This is a genomic window from Pseudacidovorax sp. 1753 (genome assembly GCF_040544975.1).
GTDB lineage: Bacteria > Pseudomonadota > Gammaproteobacteria > Burkholderiales > Burkholderiaceae_C > Xenophilus.
In genome coordinates, this window is sequence record NZ_JBEPKY010000026.1 from 1 (window position 1) to 16311 (window position 16311).

At 66.9% G+C, this 16311-nt stretch carries 26 protein-coding genes; 23 read left to right on the forward strand and 3 right to left on the reverse strand.

Going from position 1 to position 16311, the window contains the following annotated elements; all coding sequences use genetic code 11:
* From ABIC63_RS25480 to ABIC63_RS25550, 15 genes are all read left to right on the forward strand, one after another.
* Nucleotides 1-432, forward strand: a 432-nt coding sequence (locus tag ABIC63_RS25480; protein ID WP_354321836.1) for an EF-Tu C-terminal domain-related protein, incomplete at its 5' end; no start/stop codon positions are given.
* Nucleotides 433-446: 14 nt separating this feature from the next.
* Nucleotides 447-764 carry a 30S ribosomal protein S10 gene (gene rpsJ / locus ABIC63_RS25485; RefSeq protein WP_017759508.1) on the forward strand — a complete coding sequence of 106 codons (318 nt, stop codon included), beginning with the start codon at nucleotides 447-449 and terminating at the stop codon, nucleotides 762-764.
* A 415-nt stretch (nucleotides 765-1179) separates the two neighbouring features.
* Nucleotides 1180-2514 carry a hypothetical protein gene (locus ABIC63_RS25490; protein WP_354321837.1) on the forward strand — a complete coding sequence of 445 codons (1335 nt, stop codon included), beginning with the start codon at nucleotides 1180-1182 and terminating at the stop codon, nucleotides 2512-2514.
* Nucleotides 2515-2525: 11 nt separating this feature from the next.
* Entirely contained in the window at nucleotides 2526-3029 is a 504-nt protein-coding gene (locus ABIC63_RS25495) for a hypothetical protein (protein WP_354321838.1), read from the forward strand.
* A 201-nt stretch (nucleotides 3030-3230) separates the two neighbouring features.
* Nucleotides 3231-3908 carry a 50S ribosomal protein L3 gene (gene rplC / locus ABIC63_RS25500; protein WP_043118345.1) on the forward strand — a complete coding sequence of 226 codons (678 nt, stop codon included), beginning with the start codon at nucleotides 3231-3233 and terminating at the stop codon, nucleotides 3906-3908.
* On the forward strand, nucleotides 3908-4528 hold the full coding sequence (gene rplD, locus ABIC63_RS25505; RefSeq protein ID WP_017759512.1) for a 50S ribosomal protein L4: 621 nt from the start codon (nucleotides 3908-3910) through the stop codon (nucleotides 4526-4528). The genes rplC and rplD overlap by 1 nt, the downstream gene beginning before the upstream one ends.
* Nucleotides 4529-4533: 5 nt before the next feature.
* On the forward strand, nucleotides 4534-4860 hold the full coding sequence (rplW, locus tag ABIC63_RS25510) for a 50S ribosomal protein L23 (protein ID WP_193758146.1): 327 nt from the start codon (nucleotides 4534-4536) through the stop codon (nucleotides 4858-4860).
* A gap of 2 nt (nucleotides 4861-4862) precedes the next feature.
* On the forward strand, nucleotides 4863-5687 hold the full coding sequence (gene rplB, locus ABIC63_RS25515) for a 50S ribosomal protein L2 (protein WP_017758380.1): 825 nt from the start codon (nucleotides 4863-4865) through the stop codon (nucleotides 5685-5687).
* 9 nt (nucleotides 5688-5696) lie between these two features.
* A complete protein-coding gene (rpsS, locus tag ABIC63_RS25520; protein WP_017758381.1) occupies nucleotides 5697-5972 on the forward strand; it encodes a 30S ribosomal protein S19 in 276 nt (91 codons plus the stop codon).
* A 12-nt stretch (nucleotides 5973-5984) separates the two neighbouring features.
* Nucleotides 5985-6317, forward strand: coding sequence for a 50S ribosomal protein L22 (gene rplV / locus ABIC63_RS25525; protein WP_017758382.1), 333 nt, complete (start codon nucleotides 5985-5987; stop codon nucleotides 6315-6317).
* A 14-nt stretch (nucleotides 6318-6331) separates the two neighbouring features.
* Complete coding sequence (gene rpsC, locus ABIC63_RS25530) at nucleotides 6332-7228, forward strand: 30S ribosomal protein S3 (protein ID WP_017758383.1); 897 nt, start codon at nucleotides 6332-6334, stop codon at nucleotides 7226-7228.
* Nucleotides 7229-7258: 30 nt separating this feature from the next.
* The gene (rplP, locus tag ABIC63_RS25535) at nucleotides 7259-7675 is read left to right on the forward strand and encodes a 50S ribosomal protein L16 (RefSeq protein WP_017758384.1); all 417 of its coding nucleotides are present in this window, start codon (nucleotides 7259-7261) and stop codon (nucleotides 7673-7675) included.
* Nucleotides 7676-7715: 40 nt separating this feature from the next.
* Entirely contained in the window at nucleotides 7716-7931 is a 216-nt protein-coding gene (gene rpmC / locus ABIC63_RS25540) for a 50S ribosomal protein L29 (protein WP_234197589.1), read from the forward strand.
* A gap of 11 nt (nucleotides 7932-7942) precedes the next feature.
* Nucleotides 7943-8212 carry a 30S ribosomal protein S17 gene (rpsQ, locus tag ABIC63_RS25545; protein ID WP_017758386.1) on the forward strand — a complete coding sequence of 90 codons (270 nt, stop codon included), beginning with the start codon at nucleotides 7943-7945 and terminating at the stop codon, nucleotides 8210-8212.
* 82 nt (nucleotides 8213-8294) lie between these two features.
* On the forward strand, nucleotides 8295-8801 hold the full coding sequence (locus tag ABIC63_RS25550) for a peroxiredoxin (protein ID WP_294377080.1): 507 nt from the start codon (nucleotides 8295-8297) through the stop codon (nucleotides 8799-8801).
* A 161-nt stretch (nucleotides 8802-8962) separates the two neighbouring features.
* On the opposite strand, the gene ABIC63_RS25555 is transcribed toward ABIC63_RS25550, so the two are convergent.
* Both ABIC63_RS25555 and ABIC63_RS25560 read right to left on the reverse strand, forming a co-directional pair.
* Nucleotides 8963-9436 carry a GNAT family N-acetyltransferase gene (locus tag ABIC63_RS25555; protein WP_476349127.1) on the reverse strand — a complete coding sequence of 158 codons (474 nt, stop codon included), beginning with the start codon at nucleotides 9434-9436 and terminating at the stop codon, nucleotides 8963-8965.
* 57 nt (nucleotides 9437-9493) lie between these two features.
* A complete protein-coding gene (locus ABIC63_RS25560) occupies nucleotides 9494-10186 on the reverse strand; it encodes a cytochrome b/b6 domain-containing protein (RefSeq protein WP_354321839.1) in 693 nt (230 codons plus the stop codon).
* 187 nt (nucleotides 10187-10373) lie between these two features.
* Here ABIC63_RS25560 and ABIC63_RS25565 point away from each other — a divergent pair, with 187 nt between their 5' ends.
* Complete coding sequence (locus ABIC63_RS25565) at nucleotides 10374-10817, forward strand: c-type cytochrome (protein WP_294377088.1); 444 nt, start codon at nucleotides 10374-10376, stop codon at nucleotides 10815-10817.
* A gap of 121 nt (nucleotides 10818-10938) precedes the next feature.
* Here the strand turns inward: ABIC63_RS25565 and ABIC63_RS25570 are convergent, their stop codons facing one another.
* Nucleotides 10939-11436 carry a TlpA family protein disulfide reductase gene (locus ABIC63_RS25570; RefSeq protein WP_354321840.1) on the reverse strand — a complete coding sequence of 166 codons (498 nt, stop codon included), beginning with the start codon at nucleotides 11434-11436 and terminating at the stop codon, nucleotides 10939-10941.
* A gap of 127 nt (nucleotides 11437-11563) precedes the next feature.
* Between ABIC63_RS25570 and ABIC63_RS25575 the strand changes: the two genes are divergently transcribed.
* The 7 genes from ABIC63_RS25575 to ABIC63_RS25605 all read left to right on the forward strand — a co-directional run bounded on the left by ABIC63_RS25575 (nucleotide 11564) and on the right by ABIC63_RS25605 (nucleotide 16289).
* Nucleotides 11564-12076: a hypothetical protein gene (locus ABIC63_RS25575; protein ID WP_354321841.1), complete on the forward strand. Its 513-nt coding sequence runs from the start codon at nucleotides 11564-11566 to the stop codon at nucleotides 12074-12076.
* Nucleotides 12077-12173: 97 nt separating this feature from the next.
* Nucleotides 12174-12635, forward strand: a complete 462-nt coding sequence (locus ABIC63_RS25580; RefSeq protein ID WP_114802199.1) for a PTS sugar transporter subunit IIA — start codon at nucleotides 12174-12176, stop codon at nucleotides 12633-12635.
* Entirely contained in the window at nucleotides 12604-12873 is a 270-nt protein-coding gene (locus ABIC63_RS25585; protein ID WP_043116522.1) for an HPr family phosphocarrier protein, read from the forward strand. The genes ABIC63_RS25580 and ABIC63_RS25585 overlap by 32 nt, the downstream gene beginning before the upstream one ends.
* A gap of 94 nt (nucleotides 12874-12967) precedes the next feature.
* Entirely contained in the window at nucleotides 12968-14749 is a 1782-nt protein-coding gene (ptsP, locus tag ABIC63_RS25590) for a phosphoenolpyruvate--protein phosphotransferase (protein WP_354321842.1), read from the forward strand.
* 101 nt (nucleotides 14750-14850) lie between these two features.
* The gene (locus ABIC63_RS25595; protein WP_354321843.1) at nucleotides 14851-15213 is read left to right on the forward strand and encodes a DUF4148 domain-containing protein; all 363 of its coding nucleotides are present in this window, start codon (nucleotides 14851-14853) and stop codon (nucleotides 15211-15213) included.
* Nucleotides 15214-15256: 43 nt separating this feature from the next.
* Nucleotides 15257-15727 (forward strand): Spy/CpxP family protein refolding chaperone, encoded by a 471-nt coding sequence (locus tag ABIC63_RS25600; RefSeq protein ID WP_114801969.1) that lies wholly within the window; start codon nucleotides 15257-15259, stop codon nucleotides 15725-15727.
* Entirely contained in the window at nucleotides 15720-16289 is a 570-nt protein-coding gene (locus ABIC63_RS25605) for a DUF4260 domain-containing protein (RefSeq protein WP_354321844.1), read from the forward strand. The genes ABIC63_RS25600 and ABIC63_RS25605 overlap by 8 nt, the downstream gene beginning before the upstream one ends.
* The last annotated feature ends 22 nt before the right edge of the window (nucleotides 16290-16311 follow it).

A 16311-nucleotide genomic window follows, 5' to 3' on the forward strand; every position in this document is an offset into this window, starting at 1 on the left:
ATCAAGACCACCTGCACCGGCGTGGAAATGTTCCGCAAGCTGCTGGACCAGGGCCAGGCTGGCGACAACGTGGGCATTCTGCTGCGCGGCACGAAACGTGAAGAAGTCGAGCGCGGCCAGGTGCTGTGCAAGCCCGGCTCGATCAAGCCGCACACGCACTTCACCGCTGAGGTGTATGTGCTGTCCAAGGACGAAGGTGGCCGTCACACGCCGTTCTTCAACAACTATCGCCCGCAGTTCTACTTCCGCACGACGGACGTGACCGGCGCGATCGAGCTGCCGAAGGACAAGGAAATGGTGATGCCTGGCGACAACGTGTCGATCACGGTGAAGCTGATCGCCCCGATCGCCATGGAAGAAGGCCTGCGCTTCGCCATCCGCGAAGGCGGCCGTACCGTCGGCGCCGGCGTCGTGGCCAAGATCATCGAGTAAGGATTGGACCCATCATGGCTACCAACAAGCAGAAGATCCGCATCCGCCTCAAGGCCTTCGACTACAAGCTGATCGACCAGTCGGCTGCCGAGATCGTCGATACCGCCAAGCGCACCGGCGCCATCGTCAAGGGCCCGGTGCCCCTGCCGACCCGGTTCAAGCGCTTCGACATCCTGCGTTCGCCGCACGTCAACAAGTCGAGCCGTGACCAGTTCGAGATCCGCACGCACCAGCGCCTGATGGACATCGTCGATCCCACGGACAAGACGGTGGACGCGCTGATGAAGCTCGACCTGCCGGCCGGCGTGGACGTCGAGATCAAGCTGCAGTAAGTTTTTCGGCAGCTTCGTGAAAAGAGCCCGCGTGCCTTCAGGCCGCGGGCTTTTGTGTTCTTTGGCTTGACGCCCTCGGCCTCTAAGCTTCTCGCCCTTTGCTGTCAGGGAGAGAAGTCAAATGACTCGTCGATGGTGGTCGGGCCCAGCGTTGCTGGCCTGTGCGGTATTGCTGGCCTCGTGCGGAGGTGGAGGCGGTGGCGGAGGGGGGGGCGCTGTGCTGCCCGTCACGAGTGGAGGCGAAGGGTCGTCAGGCACCGCGGCCCCGGCGACGGCAACCCTTTCCGGGCGCATTACCTTTGACTCGGTGCCCAGTCTCAATGGCGCGTTGAACTATGCAGCCACCGTGGCCAAGCCTGTTCGGGGTGCGCCACTCGACGTCGTGGATGCCACAGGCACTGTCAAGGCGTCGACCGTGACCGATGCCGACGGGCGCTACTCGGTCGTGATTCCGGCCGCGACGTCGCTCGCGGTGCGTGTCATGGCCCGGCTGCAGCACAGTGGGGCCGATGGCAGTTGGGATGTCGCGGTTCGGGATAACACCCAATCTGGCGGCCTTTATGGCATGCAAAGTGGATACTTCGCCGCCACCGGTAGCAACCAGGCAAAAGACCTTCACGCCCCCTCGGGTTGGTCCGGCTCGTCGTATGGGAGCGAGCGGGTGGCGGCGCCCTTCGCGCTGCTCGATGCAATCTACACGGCGCAAGCCAAGATCCTCGGCGTTGCGCCGGGTGCATCGTTTCCTATCTTGAATGTCTATTGGAGCCCCAGCAACAGGCCTGCATCGGGCTCCGTGACCCTCGGGCAGATCGGCACCTCGCATTTCAGCGACTACACCGCCAGTGGCGGGACGCGCGCCATCTTCGTCCTGGGCAGCGAGAACGTGGACACGGACGAGTACGACAGTGCTGTGGTCGTCCATGAGTGGGGGCATTACTACCAATCGGCCTTCTCCAGGGACGACTCTCCTGGCGGTACGCACAGCTTCGGTGACCTGCTCGATCGGCGGCTCGCCTTTTCAGAGGGGTGGGGCAATGCCTGGTCTGGCATCGCGCTGGACCGGAGCACCTATTCCGATTCGGCGGGGCAGCGGCAAGCGCAGGGTTTTGCCTTTGCACTGGATGCCGGGGCGGCCAGCTCGCCCGGCTGGTTCAATGAAATGTCCGTGCAGTCCATTCTGTGGAAGTTGAATGCCGCGGTCGGTCTGGCGCCGATTCACCAGGCCATGACGCAGGGATTGAAAAGCACGGCGGCGGTGACGTCGGTCCATGCGTTCGCGACCGCGTTCTATGCGGTGGCTACGCCCGGTCAGACCGCGTCGCTGAACGGCCTGCTTACTGCGCAGGGTGTGGTCCCGCCCGTGGATGCCTTTGGTCCCAACGAAACCAATGATGGTGGGTTGGGTGCCTTTGCTTTGCCCCTGTACACCGCCGTCAGTTTGGCGACGCCTCAGCAGGCATGCGTCACCAACCGGGCCGACCCCGGGGCGGATGGCAACAAACTCGGAAGCTATGCCTTCCTGGTTCTTCCGGTGGCGCAGGCGCGCAGTTACACGATCAGCATCCAGGGGCCGGCGGCTTCGGACCCCGACTTCCTCGTCTACCAGCGCGGAAAAGTGGGAGAGGCCGTCAACGCGAATTCCGGTACGGAGTCGGGGGCGGTCGGTCTGGCCGCCGGGCAGGCTGTGCTGGCCATCAATGATTACAACAACGCCTCCTCAAACACCTGTTTCACGGTGACGATCAACTGAAAGGGAAGAGCATGCGCAACACATTCAAGGCCTGCTGCTGTGCGGCCACGCTTCTCGCTCTTGCGTGGGGTGTCCAAGCTGGCGGGACCTCCGCGCCCACGGCGCTTGGCCCTCGATTGGTCACGGCCCCTGTCAAGATGAACGGCTCTGGCGTGATCCTGCAGCACAGCGTGGCTGCGGCGTCTCGAGCCGGCGAGACGGTGTCGCTTCTCCTCGTGTTTTCCGGCGTCGGCAGCCAGGGGGCGATCGTGAAACTGCAGCCCGAGGCCGGGGTGACGGTGGATTCGCCGTCTCCCGAGTGGTCGCTGCCCGCCGGGCGTTCTTCGTGGACCGTTCACGTGACGCCTCAGGCGACTGGGACAGCCTATCTCAACGTATTCATCACCCAGGGTGGCGCCACCACGGCGGCCTCGATTCCCATCCAGGTTGGTGCCCCGTCGAAGAGTCTGCCGCCGTCGGGTCGGCTCAAGGAAACCCCGGGCGGCGAGAAGATGATCTTGATGCCGGTGAAGTAGCGTCCTGCCGTCGATGGATGGGCCCCGCATTGCGCGACCTCCTGCTTCGTGCTACAGTGCGCAGTTCGCTCCGTTCCGGTTCCTCAGGCGCCGAACGGCACGAAAATTCATCAACCCTTCTCTCGTATCCGCCTGCATTCCGCGGGCGTTCAACGTTGTCGCCAATTGCAGTGGCAGCGGCGGGAGTTTTGGAGAAAAACCATGAGTCAAAGCAACTCCCTCGGGTTGCTGGGCCGCAAGGTGGGCATGATGCGCCTCTTCACGGACGACGGCGATGCAGTGCCCGTCACCGTGGTGGACGTGTCCAACAACCGCGTGACCCAGGTCAAGACCCAAGAGAACGACGGCTACGTCGCTCTGCAGGTGACGTTCGGTGCCCGTCGTGCCTCGCGCGTGACGAAGCCCCAGGCTGGCCATCTGGCCAAGGCTGGCGTCGAAGCCGGCGAAATCATCCGCGAATTCCGCGTGACCGCCGAAGCTGCTGCGCAGCACCAGGCCGGTGGCGTGATCGCCGCCAACGCCGTGTTCGCCGCAGGCCAGAAGGTCGATGTGCAGGGCACCTCGATCGGCAAGGGCTTCGCCGGCACCATCAAGCGCCACAACTTCGCGTCGCAGCGTGCGTCGCACGGTAACAGCCGTTCCCACAACGTCCCGGGCTCCATCTCGATGGCCCAGGATCCGGGTCGCGTGTTCCCGGGCAAGAAGATGACCGGCCACATGGGCGACGAGACCGTCACCACCCAGAACCTGGACATCGTGCGCATCGACGAAGCCCGGCAGCTGCTGCTGATCAAGGGTGCCATCCCCGGTGCCAAGGGCGGCTTCGTGACCGTGCGTCCCGCCGTCAAGGCCAAGCCCCAGGCAGAAGGAGCGAAGTAATGGAACTCGAACTCCTGAATGAGCAGGGCCAGGCCGCGTCGAAGTACGACGCGCCCGAGACCGTGTTCGGCCGTGCCTACAACGAAGACCTGATCCATCAGATCGTCGTCGCCTACCAGGCCAACGCGCGTCAGGGCACCCGTGCCCAGAAGGACCGCGAGCAGGTCAAGCACTCCACCAAGAAGCCGTTCAAGCAAAAGGGCACGGGCCGCGCCCGCGCCGGTATGACCTCTTCGCCGCTGTGGCGTGGAGGCGGCCGGATCTTCCCGAACCTGCCTGACGAAAACTTCTCGCAGAAGATCAACAAGAAGATGTACCGCGCCGGCATGGCGTCCATCTTCTCGCAGCTGGCCCGCGAAGGCCGCCTGGCCGTCGTCGAGTCCCTCAAGGTCGACTCGCCCAAGACCAAGCAGCTGGCTGCCAAGTTCAAGGCGATGAACCTCGAGTCCGTGCTCGTGATCGCCGAAGAAGTCGATGAGAACCTGTACCTCGCCTCGCGCAACCTGGCCAACGTGCTGGTGGTCGAGCCGCGCTACGCCGATCCCGTGTCGCTCGTGCACTACAAGAAGGTGCTGGTGACCAAGGCGGCCGTCGACAAGCTCAAGGAGATGTTCGCATGAGCCGCATGAATCCCACCCCCGCGGAGCGCGAGTTCGACGAAGGCCGCCTGATGGCCGTGCTGGTCGCACCGATCGTCTCCGAGAAGGCCACGATGGTCGGCGAGAAGTCGAATGCCATCACCTTCAAGGTTCTCCAGGACGCCACCAAGCCCGAGATCAAGGCCGCTGTCGAGCTGATGTTCAAGGTCGAGGTCAAGGGCGTGTCTGTCGCCAACATCAAGGGCAAGACCAAGCGCTTCGGCCGCTCGGTGGGCCGCCGCGACAACGTTCGCAAGGCCTACGTGACGCTCAAGCCCGGTCAGGAGCTCAACCTGGTTTCGGAGGCTGCGTAATCATGGCCGTCATCAAGCTCAAGCCGACTTCCCCGGGCCAACGCGGCGCGGTCAAGATCTCGCGCGACCACCTGCACAAGGGTGAAGGCTACGCGCCCCTGCTGGAGCCCCAGTTCCAGAAGGCCGGCCGCAACAACAACGGCCACATCACCACCCGTCACAAGGGCGGTGGCCATCGTCACCACTACCGTGTGGTCGACTTCAAGCGCAACAAGGACGGCATCCCGGCCAAGGTCGAACGCATCGAGTACGACCCGAACCGTTCCGCCCACATCGCGCTGGTGTGCTACGCCGATGGCGAGCGCCGCTACATCATCGCCCCGCGCGGTGTGGAAGCCGGTGCAACCCTGGTGAGCGGCTCGGAAGCCCCGATCCGCGCCGGCAACACCCTGCCGATCCGCAACATCCCCGTCGGTTCGACGATCCACTGCATCGAGCTGCAGCCGGGCAAGGGCGCGCAGATCGCGCGCTCCGCCGGTGCTTCGGCCACGCTGCTGGCCCGCGAAGGCATCTACGCCCAGGTGCGTATGCGTTCGGGCGAAGTGCGCCGGATCCACATCGAGTGCCGCGCCACCATCGGTGAAGTGGCCAACGAAGAACACAGCCTGCGCCAGTACGGCAAGGCTGGTGCGACCCGCCATCGTGGTATTCGCCCGACCGTCCGCGGTGTGGTGATGAACCCGGTCGACCACCCGCATGGTGGTGGTGAAGGCAAGACCGGCGAAGGCCGCCATCCGGTCGACCCGTGGGGCAACCTCACCAAGGGTTACCGTACCCGCAACAACAAGCGCACGCAGGTCTTCATCGTGTCGCGTCGCAAGAAGTAAGGGGCAGCCATGACTCGCTCTCTCAAAAAAGGTCCCTTCGTCGACCACCACCTGATCGCCAAGGTCGAGAAGGCCATCGCGACCAAGGACAAGAAGCCGATCAAGACCTGGTCGCGCCGCTCGATGGTGCTGCCCGAGTTCATCGGTCTGACCATTGCCGTGCACAACGGCAAGCAGCATGTGCCTGTCTACGTGACCGACCAGATGGTCGGCCACAAGCTGGGCGAGTTCGCACTGACCCGTACGTTCAAGGGTCACCCGGCGGACAAGAAAGCCAAGAAGTAAGGAGCAGAGAACATGTCTGAAACACGTGCAGTTCTCCGCGGCGTGCGCCTGTCTGTGGACAAGGGCCGCCTCGTCGCCGACCTGATCCGCGGCAAGAAGGTCGATCAAGCGCTGAACATTCTGGAATTCACCCAGAAGAAGGCCGCCGTGATCGTCAAGAAGGTGCTCGAGTCGGCCATCGCCAACGCCGAGCACAACGACGGAGCCGACATCGACGAGCTCCGCGTCAAGACGATCTACGTCGAGCAGGGCGCCACGCTCAAGCGCTTCACCGCGCGCGCCAAGGGCCGCGGCAACCGCATCAGCAAGCCCACGTGCCATGTGTACGTGACCGTCGGCAACTAAGGTCTGGAAGAAACATGGGACAGAAAATCCACCCGACCGGCTTCCGCCTTGCGGTCAGCCGCAACTGGGCCAGCCGCTGGTACGCCAACAACCGCGACTTCGCGGGCATGCTGGCCGAGGACATCAAGGTTCGCGAGTACCTGAAGAAGAAGCTCAAGAACGCGTCCGTTTCGCGCGTGCTGATCGAGCGCCCCGCCAAGAACGCACGCATCACCATCTTCTCGGCACGTCCGGGCGTGGTGATCGGCAAGAAGGGCGAGGACATCGAGAACCTGAAGCGCGATCTGGGCAAGCAGCTGGGCGTGCCGGTGGCTGTGAACATCGAGGAAGTGCGCAAGCCCGAAGTCGATGCTCAGCTGATCGCCGACAGCATCACGCAGCAGCTCGAGAAGCGCATCATGTTCCGTCGCGCCATGAAGCGCGCGATGCAGAACGCCATGCGTCTGGGCGCCCAGGGCATCAAGATCATGTCCGCCGGTCGCCTGAACGGCATCGAAATCGCTCGTACCGAGTGGTACCGCGAAGGCCGTGTGCCGCTGCACACCCTGCGCGCCGACATCGACTACGGCACCTCCGAAGCCAAGACCACCTACGGTGTGATCGGCGTGAAGGTCTGGGTCTACAAGGGCGATACCCTGGGCCGCAACGACGCGCCTTCGCTGGACAGCACGCCGCGCCCCGAGGGCGAAGAGCGCCGCGGTCCGCGTGGTCCGCGCCGTGATGGCCGTCCGGGCGGCAACGACCGCCGCGGTGGCCCGCGTGCCGGTGCCCGTGGTCCGATCGGTGGCAACACCGCCCCGGCCGACGGCAGCGACAAGCCCGCCGAAGCCGTGGACCCCAACAAGCCCGCCGTTAAGCGCGTCCGCAAAGCCGCGCCCGCTGCAGCAGCGGACGGCGCCAAGGCCGAATAAACCCGGCCCTGAGAAAGACGGAGAAATCTAATGCTGCAACCTGCACGCAGAAAGTTCCGCAAGGAACAAAAGGGCCGCAACACCGGCGTCGCCACCCGGGGCAACTCGGTGGCTTTCGGTGACTTCGGCCTGAAGTCTGTCGATCGCGGCCGCCTGACGGCGCGCCAGATCGAAGCCGCTCGCCGTGCCATCTCGCGCCATGTGAAGCGCGGTGGCCGTATCTGGATCCGCGTGTTCCCCGACAAGCCGATCTCGACCAAGCCCGCCGAAGTCCGGATGGGTAACGGCAAGGGCAACCCCGAGTACTACGTGGCCGAGATCCAGCCGGGCAAGGTCATCTACGAGATCGTCGGCGTGCCCGAAGAACTCGCTCGTGAAGCGTTCCGCCTGGCTGCAGCCAAGCTGCCGCTGCGCACGACCTTCGTTGCTCGCCAGCTTGGCGCCTGATAGGAGAACTCTCATGGCAACCAAGAAGAATGCAGCCAAGGTGTCCAAGGCCGCAACCCTGCGCGAGAAGGACGTCGCCGGCCTCCAGGCCGAAGTCAAGGATCTGCAGAAGGCCCATTTCGGCCTGCGCATGCAGAAGGCCACGCAACAGCTCGCCAATGTGGCCAGCCTGCGCGTGACCCGCCGCGACATCGCCCGTGCCAAGACCATCCTGGCGCAGAAGCAGGCTGCCTCCAGCCTCAACTCCGCCAAGTAAGGACTGTGAACATGACGGAAGCCAAGCAATCCCTCAAGCGCACCCTGGTCGGCAAGGTCGTCAGCGACAAGCGCGAAAAGACGGTGACGGTGCTCGTCGAGCGCCGCGTCAAGCACCCGATCTACAACAAGATCATGATCAAGTCGAGCAAGTACCACGCGCACGACGAAGACGGCCAGTTCCACCTGGGCGACGTGATCGAGATCACCGAGTCGCGTCCGATCTCCAAGTCCAAGAACTGGATCGCCACGCGTCTGGTCGAGAAGGCCGCCGCGGTCTGATCCCCACCACCCTCGCGGTGCAAGCAAAACGGCCCACAATGTGGGCCGTTTTTGTTTTCCATCAAACCCCAGAGGAGCTTCCATGATCAAGGTTGGCGACACGATTCCCGCGGTCACGTTGTACGAATATTCGGAAGTGGAGGGCGAAGGCTGCAGCATCGGCCCGAACCCGGTCGATGTGGCCAAGGCCAGCGCGGGTAAGACCATTGCCCTCTTCGCATTGCCGGGCGCCTTCACGCCCACCTGCTCGGCCAAGCACGTGCCCGGCTATGTCGAGGGTGCAGCCGCCTTCAAGGAAGCGGGTGTGGACGAGATCTGGTGCCTGAGCGTCAACGATGCCTTCGTGATGGGCGCCTGGGCGCGCGACCAGAAGACCAACGGCAAGGTGCGCATGCTGGCCGATGGCAGTGCCGACTTCGCCAAGGCCACCGGCCTGACGCTGGACCTCACCGCACGCGGCATGGGCGTTCGCAGCAACCGCTATTCGATGCTGGTCAAGGACGGCAAGGTGGCGGCGCTCAACGTCGAGGGTCCCGGCAAGTTCGAGGTGAGCGACGCGGGGACACTGCTGGCCCAGGCCAAGGGCTGATCGCCTCGCCGCCTCGCGCGCCATCAGCGGGCCGGACGATTCGTCCGGCCCTCTTTTTTGGAAAGCGGGCATCGCTGCCTCCCGGCCTGGAGGCGTCTGAACCAGCCGGGGACGGTGCGGGCACAGGCGAGCGCCGCTGTGCCGCGCCGTCGGCCCTGGGTTCAGAGATCGGCCTTGAGGTAATGCGCCCCTGCGATGGGGTTGTGGTAGTAGGGCGGGATGTCCTGGAAGCCGAGGTCCATGTAGAGCGCCCGCGCCGATTCCATGTCGTCCAGCGTGTCCAGCAGCACGCAGGAATAGCCCGCCTGGCGTGCCGCGTCCAGCGTGGCCTCCGCCAATTGCCGGCCCAACCCCAGGCCGCGGTACGTGGGGCGCACGTACAGCCGCTTCATCTCCGCGGCGTTGGGATAGTCCGCCGTGTCCAGCGGACGCAAGGCGCAGCATCCCGCCAACTCGGCGTCCTCGCCGGCGGCCTCAGGGGGCCCGCCGACCCAGGCCAGCAGCAACGTGCCGCGTGGCGCGGCATAGTCGCCCGGCAGCGCGGCCAGTTCCTCGTCGAACCCTTGGAAGCACAGGTCGATCGTCAGCGACGCGGCGTATTCCCGAAGCAATGCCTTGGCCGCGGCAAGCTGCATGTCGTCGCGAGGCTCGCTCAGATGGATGGAGCGCATGTCGGCTTCGTCCATGCTGCATCAGCCCTGCAGCGTGGACACCCAGGCGGCCACCGCTGCGCAAAGGGAGAACAACACCAGTCCCAGGGTGCGCCGTGGCAGGTCGTCGCGGCTTTGCGGCACGGCCGTCGCGACCTGCACGGTCCGATCGCCCGTCACCATCGCGGGCACCAGGCGTTCACGCTTGACGACGGCATGGAACGCCACGGCCAGCACATGCAGCACGACCAAGGCGATGACCAGCCACTGCCCGGCGTCCTTGTGCCAATCGGTGGCCCAGCTGGACCAGGCTCCAGGCACGAACGCCGCGAGCGGCCCGGTGAAGCTGATGGCGTCATCGGCCATGAGGCCGGTGGACACCTGCAGAAGCAGCACCGACAGCATGCCCAGCACCGACAGTGCACCGAGCGGGTTGTGGCCCAGCTGCGAATGGGGGTCTGCGCGGCCTCGCAGGTAGGCCATCACCGCGCCCGGTCCCCGCAGGAAGCTGCCGAAGCGGGACCAGTAGCCACCGGCGAAGCCCCACACGAGCCGGAAGAGCAGCAACGCCAGCGTGGTGTAGCCCAGCCGGAAGTGCCATTCCATCGCACCGGTCTTGGCTGTGACCACCAGCCCGATCACGCAGCCGGCCAGGGCCCAGTGAAACAGTCGCGTGGGCAGGTCCCAGACACGCACGCGCGCGGTCGGGACAGAGGATGCAGCGTTGGATGTCATGGGACGAGGGAAGCGGCGGCAAGGGCCGCACGAGCCAAAAAATGCCCCGCAGATTAACAAAAGCAGTACGGATGCCCGATAAGTCGCTGCCGCGCCCGACCATGCACCGGCATGTGGAGGCCGGCCCTAAACTCCCGCGGCCGTCCCCGTCGGTGTGGCGGGTCCACTTTCTACAAGGAATCCCTCGATGTTCCGTTCCCTCGTTTCTGCCGCCGCCGTGGCGATCCTTGCCACGAATGCCGTGGCCCAGCCGACCTTCGCGACGCCGCAGGACGCCATCAAGTACCGCCAGGCCACGCTGAAGGAAATGCAGCAGAACTTCAAACGCGTCGCCGACATGGCCAGCGGCCGGGCCGACTTCGATGCCAAGGTGGCCGAGTCCAGCGCGGCCCGCGCCGCCGAGCTGATCAAGCAGCCCTGGGCAGGCTTCGGTCCCGGCACCGAAGGCGGCAAGGCCAGCCCCGCCATCTGGAAGGAGCAGGACAAGTTCAAGGCCGCCGCCGGCAAGGCCGAAGGCGAAGTGGCCAAACTGGCCGCCGCCGCCAAGACGGGCAACCTGGACGCGATCAAGGCCGCCATCGGCCCGGCAGGCGCCTCGTGCAAGGCCTGCCACGATTCCTTCCGCGAGTGATGAGCGCGGCGGCCCGGCCTGGGCCCGCCCCGTTGTCTGCCGTCGTCGTGTGAGGCGACTTCGTGCAGGCAGCAAAAAGGCGTCCCGCGGGACGCCTTTGTCTTTGAGCGCGGGCCCTGGTTCAGGCCTGCGCCAGCAGCTTCTCGATCAGCTGGTGCAATTCAGCGAAGTCGGGCTCGCCCACATAGCGTTTCACGATCTCGCCGCGCTTGTTGACCAGATAGGTGGTGGGCGTGAGCTTGACGTCGCCCCAGGCCTGCGCGATGGCGCCGGTGTTGTCGATGGCCACCTTGAAGGGCAGGTTGCGCGTCTGCGCGAAGTTCACCACGTAGCTCGGCGGGTCGTAGTCCATGGCGACGGCGACGGTGTCGTAGCCCTGGCCCTTGTACTTCTCGTAGGTGCCGATCACGCGCGGCATCTCGGCCACGCAGGTGGTGCAGCTCGTGGCCCAGAAGTTGACCAGCGTCACCTTGCCCTTGAAATCGGCCGTCGACTTGGTGGAGCCGTCCAGCAGCACGAACTTGGAGCTGGGCGCCGGGCTGGTGCCGGCCTGTAGGTAGACCGTGGTGCCCACCGCCGCCACGGCCGCCAGCGCGAGCGCATACAGTGCTTTTTTCATGGTCAGGCTGCTCCCGGCATCGACAAGGCCCCGGAGCGGGTCACGGACCGCGCGCGGGAATGGACAGGGAGAGCGGTTTTCATGGAGGCATCCTTCGATGAGGCGTCGGAATTCTAGTTCCGTGTACATGGCTGTGCTGGCACTGCTGGCCGCCTGCAATCCGGTGTTCAACTGGCGCGACGTGCCGCTGGGCGATGGCCTGCTGGTGCTGCTGCCCTGCAAGCCCGACCGTGCCCAGCGCGAGGTCGACCTGTCGGGCCAGGCGGCGAGTCTGGACATGGCCGGTTGCACCGCGGGCGACGCCACCTTCGCCGTGGCGCGCATGGAGGGCGGCAACTCGCCCGCCGAGGCCCGGCGCCGCTTGGAGGCCTGGCGCATGGCTGCCCGCGCGCCGTGGCGCGCACGCGGCCAAGTGCAGGAGTCGCCGACCCGTGTGCCACGCGCCGCCGAGACCCCGCCGGCCATCGACCTCGTCGCCGAGGGGGAGACCGGCGCTGCCGGCCCGCAGCAGGCCCGCATGCGCTGGTTCGCCCAGGTGGATGCCGCCGGCCGCTACACGCTCTATCAGGCCACCGTGCTCGGCCATCCTCCGGACGCGCAGGCGCTGGAGACCTTCTGGGAAGGCCTGCGCCTGCGCTGACGCCCCGTCCTTTCCATGTCAGGGCCGCCGTGCAACCGCCATGCCAGTGCACCGGGCCCTCGGCCCATAATCGATGCCCTCGCCGCCTGCCGTCTGCATGAACAGCATCCTCATCGTCGCCCACGCGCCTCTGGCTCATGCCTTGCGCCAGTGCGCCCTGCATGTCTTTCCCGATTGCGAAGGCGCACTGGCCGCGCTCGACGTCCAGCCCAATGTCTCGCCCGAGGAGTCGCTGGGTGCGGCACGCATCCTGCTGGAGCAGCAGTTCCACCGGGGTGGTTCGCGCTCGAATGTGCTGGTGCTGGCCGACGTGTTCGGTGCCACGCCGTGCAACGTGGCGCAGCAGCTGGTGGACGGTGTGCGCTCGCGGCTGGTGGCGGGGGTGAACCTGCCCATGCTGCTGCGGGCCGTGACCTATCGCCACGAGCCGCTCGACGCGCAGGTGCAACGGGCCATCGCCGGCGGCACGGCTGGCGTCATGCAGGTGGCCGTGGCCGCCCCCCTCAATCAGGTGAGACGTAAATACAGTGATCAAGACATCCGTGACCATCAGCAATAAGCTGGGCCTTCATGCGCGCGCTTCCGCCAAGCTCACCAAGCTGGCGGGCAGCTTTCCGTGCGAGGTGTGGATCGCGCGCGGCGAGCGGCGCGTCAATGCCAAAAGCATCATGGGCGTGATGATGCTGGCCGCGGGGCTGGGGGCCACGGTGGAGCTGGAGACCGATGGGCCGCAGGAGCAGGAGGCGATGAACGCCATCGTCGCCCTGATGAACGACAAGTTCGGCGAGGGCGAGTGAGGATGTGGCCCCCAGGCTTATCACGCCGCTGCGCGGCGTGTAACGCCACCCCCCGAGGGGGCTGGCCGCACTTGGGGCGGCCCGGCGTGCGGCCATGACCATCTCTATCCACGGTCTCAACGTCGCCCGGGGCATTGCCATCGGGCGGGCGGTGCTGGTGGTGTCGAGCCGGCTGGATGTGGCGCACTACTTCATCCAGCCGCAGGAAATCGAGACGGAACTTGACCGCGTGCGCGCCGCGCGCGACGCGGTGGCCGAAGAGCTGGAGCGCCTGCGCGCCAGCGTCTCGCAGATGAAGCGCGATGAGGCGCCGCACGAACTGGCGGGCCTGCTCGAAGTGCACCTCATGCTGCTGCAGGACGAAGCCCTGTCCGACGGCGTGCGTCACTGGATCGTCGACCGGCTCTACAACGCCGAATGGGCGCTGACCAGCCAGCTCGAGGTGGTGGCGCGCCAGTTCGACGAGATGGAGGACGAGTACCTGCGCGAGCGCAAGGCCGACCTGGAGCAGGTGGTCGAGCGCATCCTGCGCCAGATGAAGGGCACGGCGGCCGTGTTGGCCCCGCCGCCCCCGCCGCCGCGCAAGACGCCGATCGCCGGCGACGACGAGGCCGACGGCTTCGACGCTCCCCTGGTGCTCATCGCGCACGACCTGTCGCCAGCCGACATGGTGCAGTTCAAGAAGAGCGTGTTCGCCGGCTTCGTCACCGACGTCGGCGGGCGCACCTCGCACACGGCCATCGTGGCGCGCAGCATGGACATCCCGGCCGTGGTGGGCGCACGCGTGGCCAGCCAGCTGGTGCGGCAGGACGACTGGGTCATCATCGACGGCGACGCCGGCGTGGTGATCGTGGACCCGTCGCCCATCATCCTGGCCGAATACGGCTTCAAGCAGCGCCAGGGCGAGCTGGAGCGCGAGCGCCTGTGGCGCCTGCGTCACCGTCCGGCCGTCACGCTCGACGGCGAGCGTGTCGAACTGCTGGCCAACATCGAGATGCCCGAGGACGCCGCCGCCGCCGTCAAGGCCGGCGCGCAGGGCGTGGGCCTGTTCCGCAGCGAGTTCCTCTTCATGGGCCGCGAGGCGCGCCACCTCAGCCGCCTGCCCGACGAGGACGAGCAGTACGAGGCCTACCGCCGCGCGGTCGAGGGCATGCAGGGCATGCCGGTCACCATCCGCACCGTCGACATCGGCGCCGACAAGCCGCTGGACGGCAAGGCCGCCCGGCAGGAATACCTCAACCCGGCGCTGGGCCTGCGTGCCATCCGCTGGAGCCTGTCGGAGCCGGCGATGTTCCTGGCCCAGCTGCGCGCCATCCTGCGTGCCGCGGCCCACGGGCCGGTGAACCTGCTGATCCCGATGCTGGCCCACGCCAGCGAGATCCGGCAGACGCTGGTCTTCATCGACAAGGCCCGCGCCGAGTTGAAGGCCCGCGGCGACGAGGCCGGCCCGGTGCGCCTGGGCGCCATGATCGAAGTGCCGGCCGCGGCGCTGTCGCTGTCGATCTTCCTGAAGCACTTCGACTTCCTGTCCATCGGCACCAACGACCTGATCCAGTACACGCTCGCCATCGACCGGGCCGACGAAAGCGTGGCGCATCTGTACGACGCGAGCCACCCGGCGGTGCTGCGGCTGGTGGCGCAGACCATCGCCGAGGCGCGCCGCCTGGGCAAGGGCGTGAGCGTGTGCGGCGAGATGGCGGGCGACGTGCAGTTCACCCGGCTACTGCTGGGTCTGGGCCTGCGCAGCTTCTCGATGCATCCCTCGCAGATCCTGACCGTCAAGCAGGAGGTGCTGCGCGCCGACGCCGGCAAGCTCGCCGACTGGGCGCGGCAGGTGGTCGACAGCGACGATCCCGCCGAGCTGCTGGGCCGCTGAAAGAAAAGAAACGAAACACGGCGCGACGGCCGTGAAAAGACCGGGCACGAGGCGGCCGGCACCATGAAGGCTCTTTCAACAACTTCCTCGAAAGACCTCTCATGACCAACGTCCGCGCTGCCTTCCTCGCCGTCTCTGCCCTGGCCCTGCTGGGCACGGCGGCCCATGCCGAAACCTACGAGGGCGTGACTGCGCCCGTCTCCGCGATGAGCCGCGACGGCGTGCGCGCCGAAGCGCGCGCCGCCGCCGCCGCACCCGACCAGAACGTGACCCGCGGCTCGCGCGGCCCCGAGACCGTGGCCGTGTCCCAACCGCGCGCCCGCGTGGTGGCCGACGCCATCCGCACCGCGGCGGCGCCGGACCAGAACGTGAGCTCGGGCTCGCGCGTGAACAGCACCGTGATCTCCACGCTGCCCAACCCGGTCGACGTGCGCGCCCAGTCGGCCGCCGGCTCGCGCCTCTGAGCGCCCTGCCGCACCTGTCCGAGCCACTCCAGGAGCCCTCATCATGAAGTTCCGTCCTCGCATCGCCCGTGGCCTGCTGGCCCTCTTCGGCGGCACGCTGCTGCTGGGTTCGCTCACCGCCTGCGCCGGCCGACACGGCTGGCACGAGGCCGGGGCCGACAGCGGCGCCATGCGCGCCCACATGGTCGAGCGCATCGGCCGCAAGCTGGACCTGGATGCCGACCAGCGCCAGCGTCTCGACACCCTCGCGGCCAAGCTGCAGAGCCAGCGCCAGGCCATGCGCGGCGACACCACCGATGCGCGTGCGCCGTGGCGGGCCCTGTTTGCCGGCCCCACCTTCGACCAGGCCGCCGCGACGCGCCTCGTCGAGGAGAAGACCGCCGCCGTGCGCAGCGGCAGCCCCGAGGTGATCGCCGCGCTGGCCGATTTCTACGACCACCTGCGCCCCGCGCAGCAGCAGCAGGTGCGCGACTTCATCGAGCAGCGCGGTGGCCGCTGGTCGCGCCATGGCTGAGGCCCTGCTGGGCCGGCAGGCGGACTGGGCGGCGGCGGAAGTGGGCCATGGCCCGGCCTCGGGCGAACACCCGGGCCCGGATCCGCGCGCCGAAGCCCGCGCCATGGGGGAGGCCGAATCGATGGCGGGTCGCCGCAACCCCTCGCATCGGGCGGTCCCCACGGTGGATGCCGGCGCCGTCCAAGGCGGTGTGCGCCTGCTGCTGCGCGCCGAGGGTGCCGCGCTGCTGGTCTTCGCCGTACTGGCCTATACCCAACTGGCGCCTGGCCAGTGGGGCCGTTTTGCCGCGCTCCTGCTGCTGCCCGACCTGGCGATGCTGGGCTACCTGACCGGCCCGGCCATCGGTGCGCGCGCCTACAACGCCGCCCACAGCGTGGTCGGCCCGGTGCTGCTGGCAGCGGCCGGCTTCGCCTTGCCCACGCAGGCGGCCATGCTCTGGCCGCTGGCGGCGATCTGGCTGGCGCACGTCGGCCTCGACCGCCTGCTCGGCTACGGCCTCAAGTACGGGCGCGGCTTCGGCCACACGCACCTGGGTCGCCTCGGCCCACGCGACCCATGGTGATGGCCGCCAGCGCAACGCACGC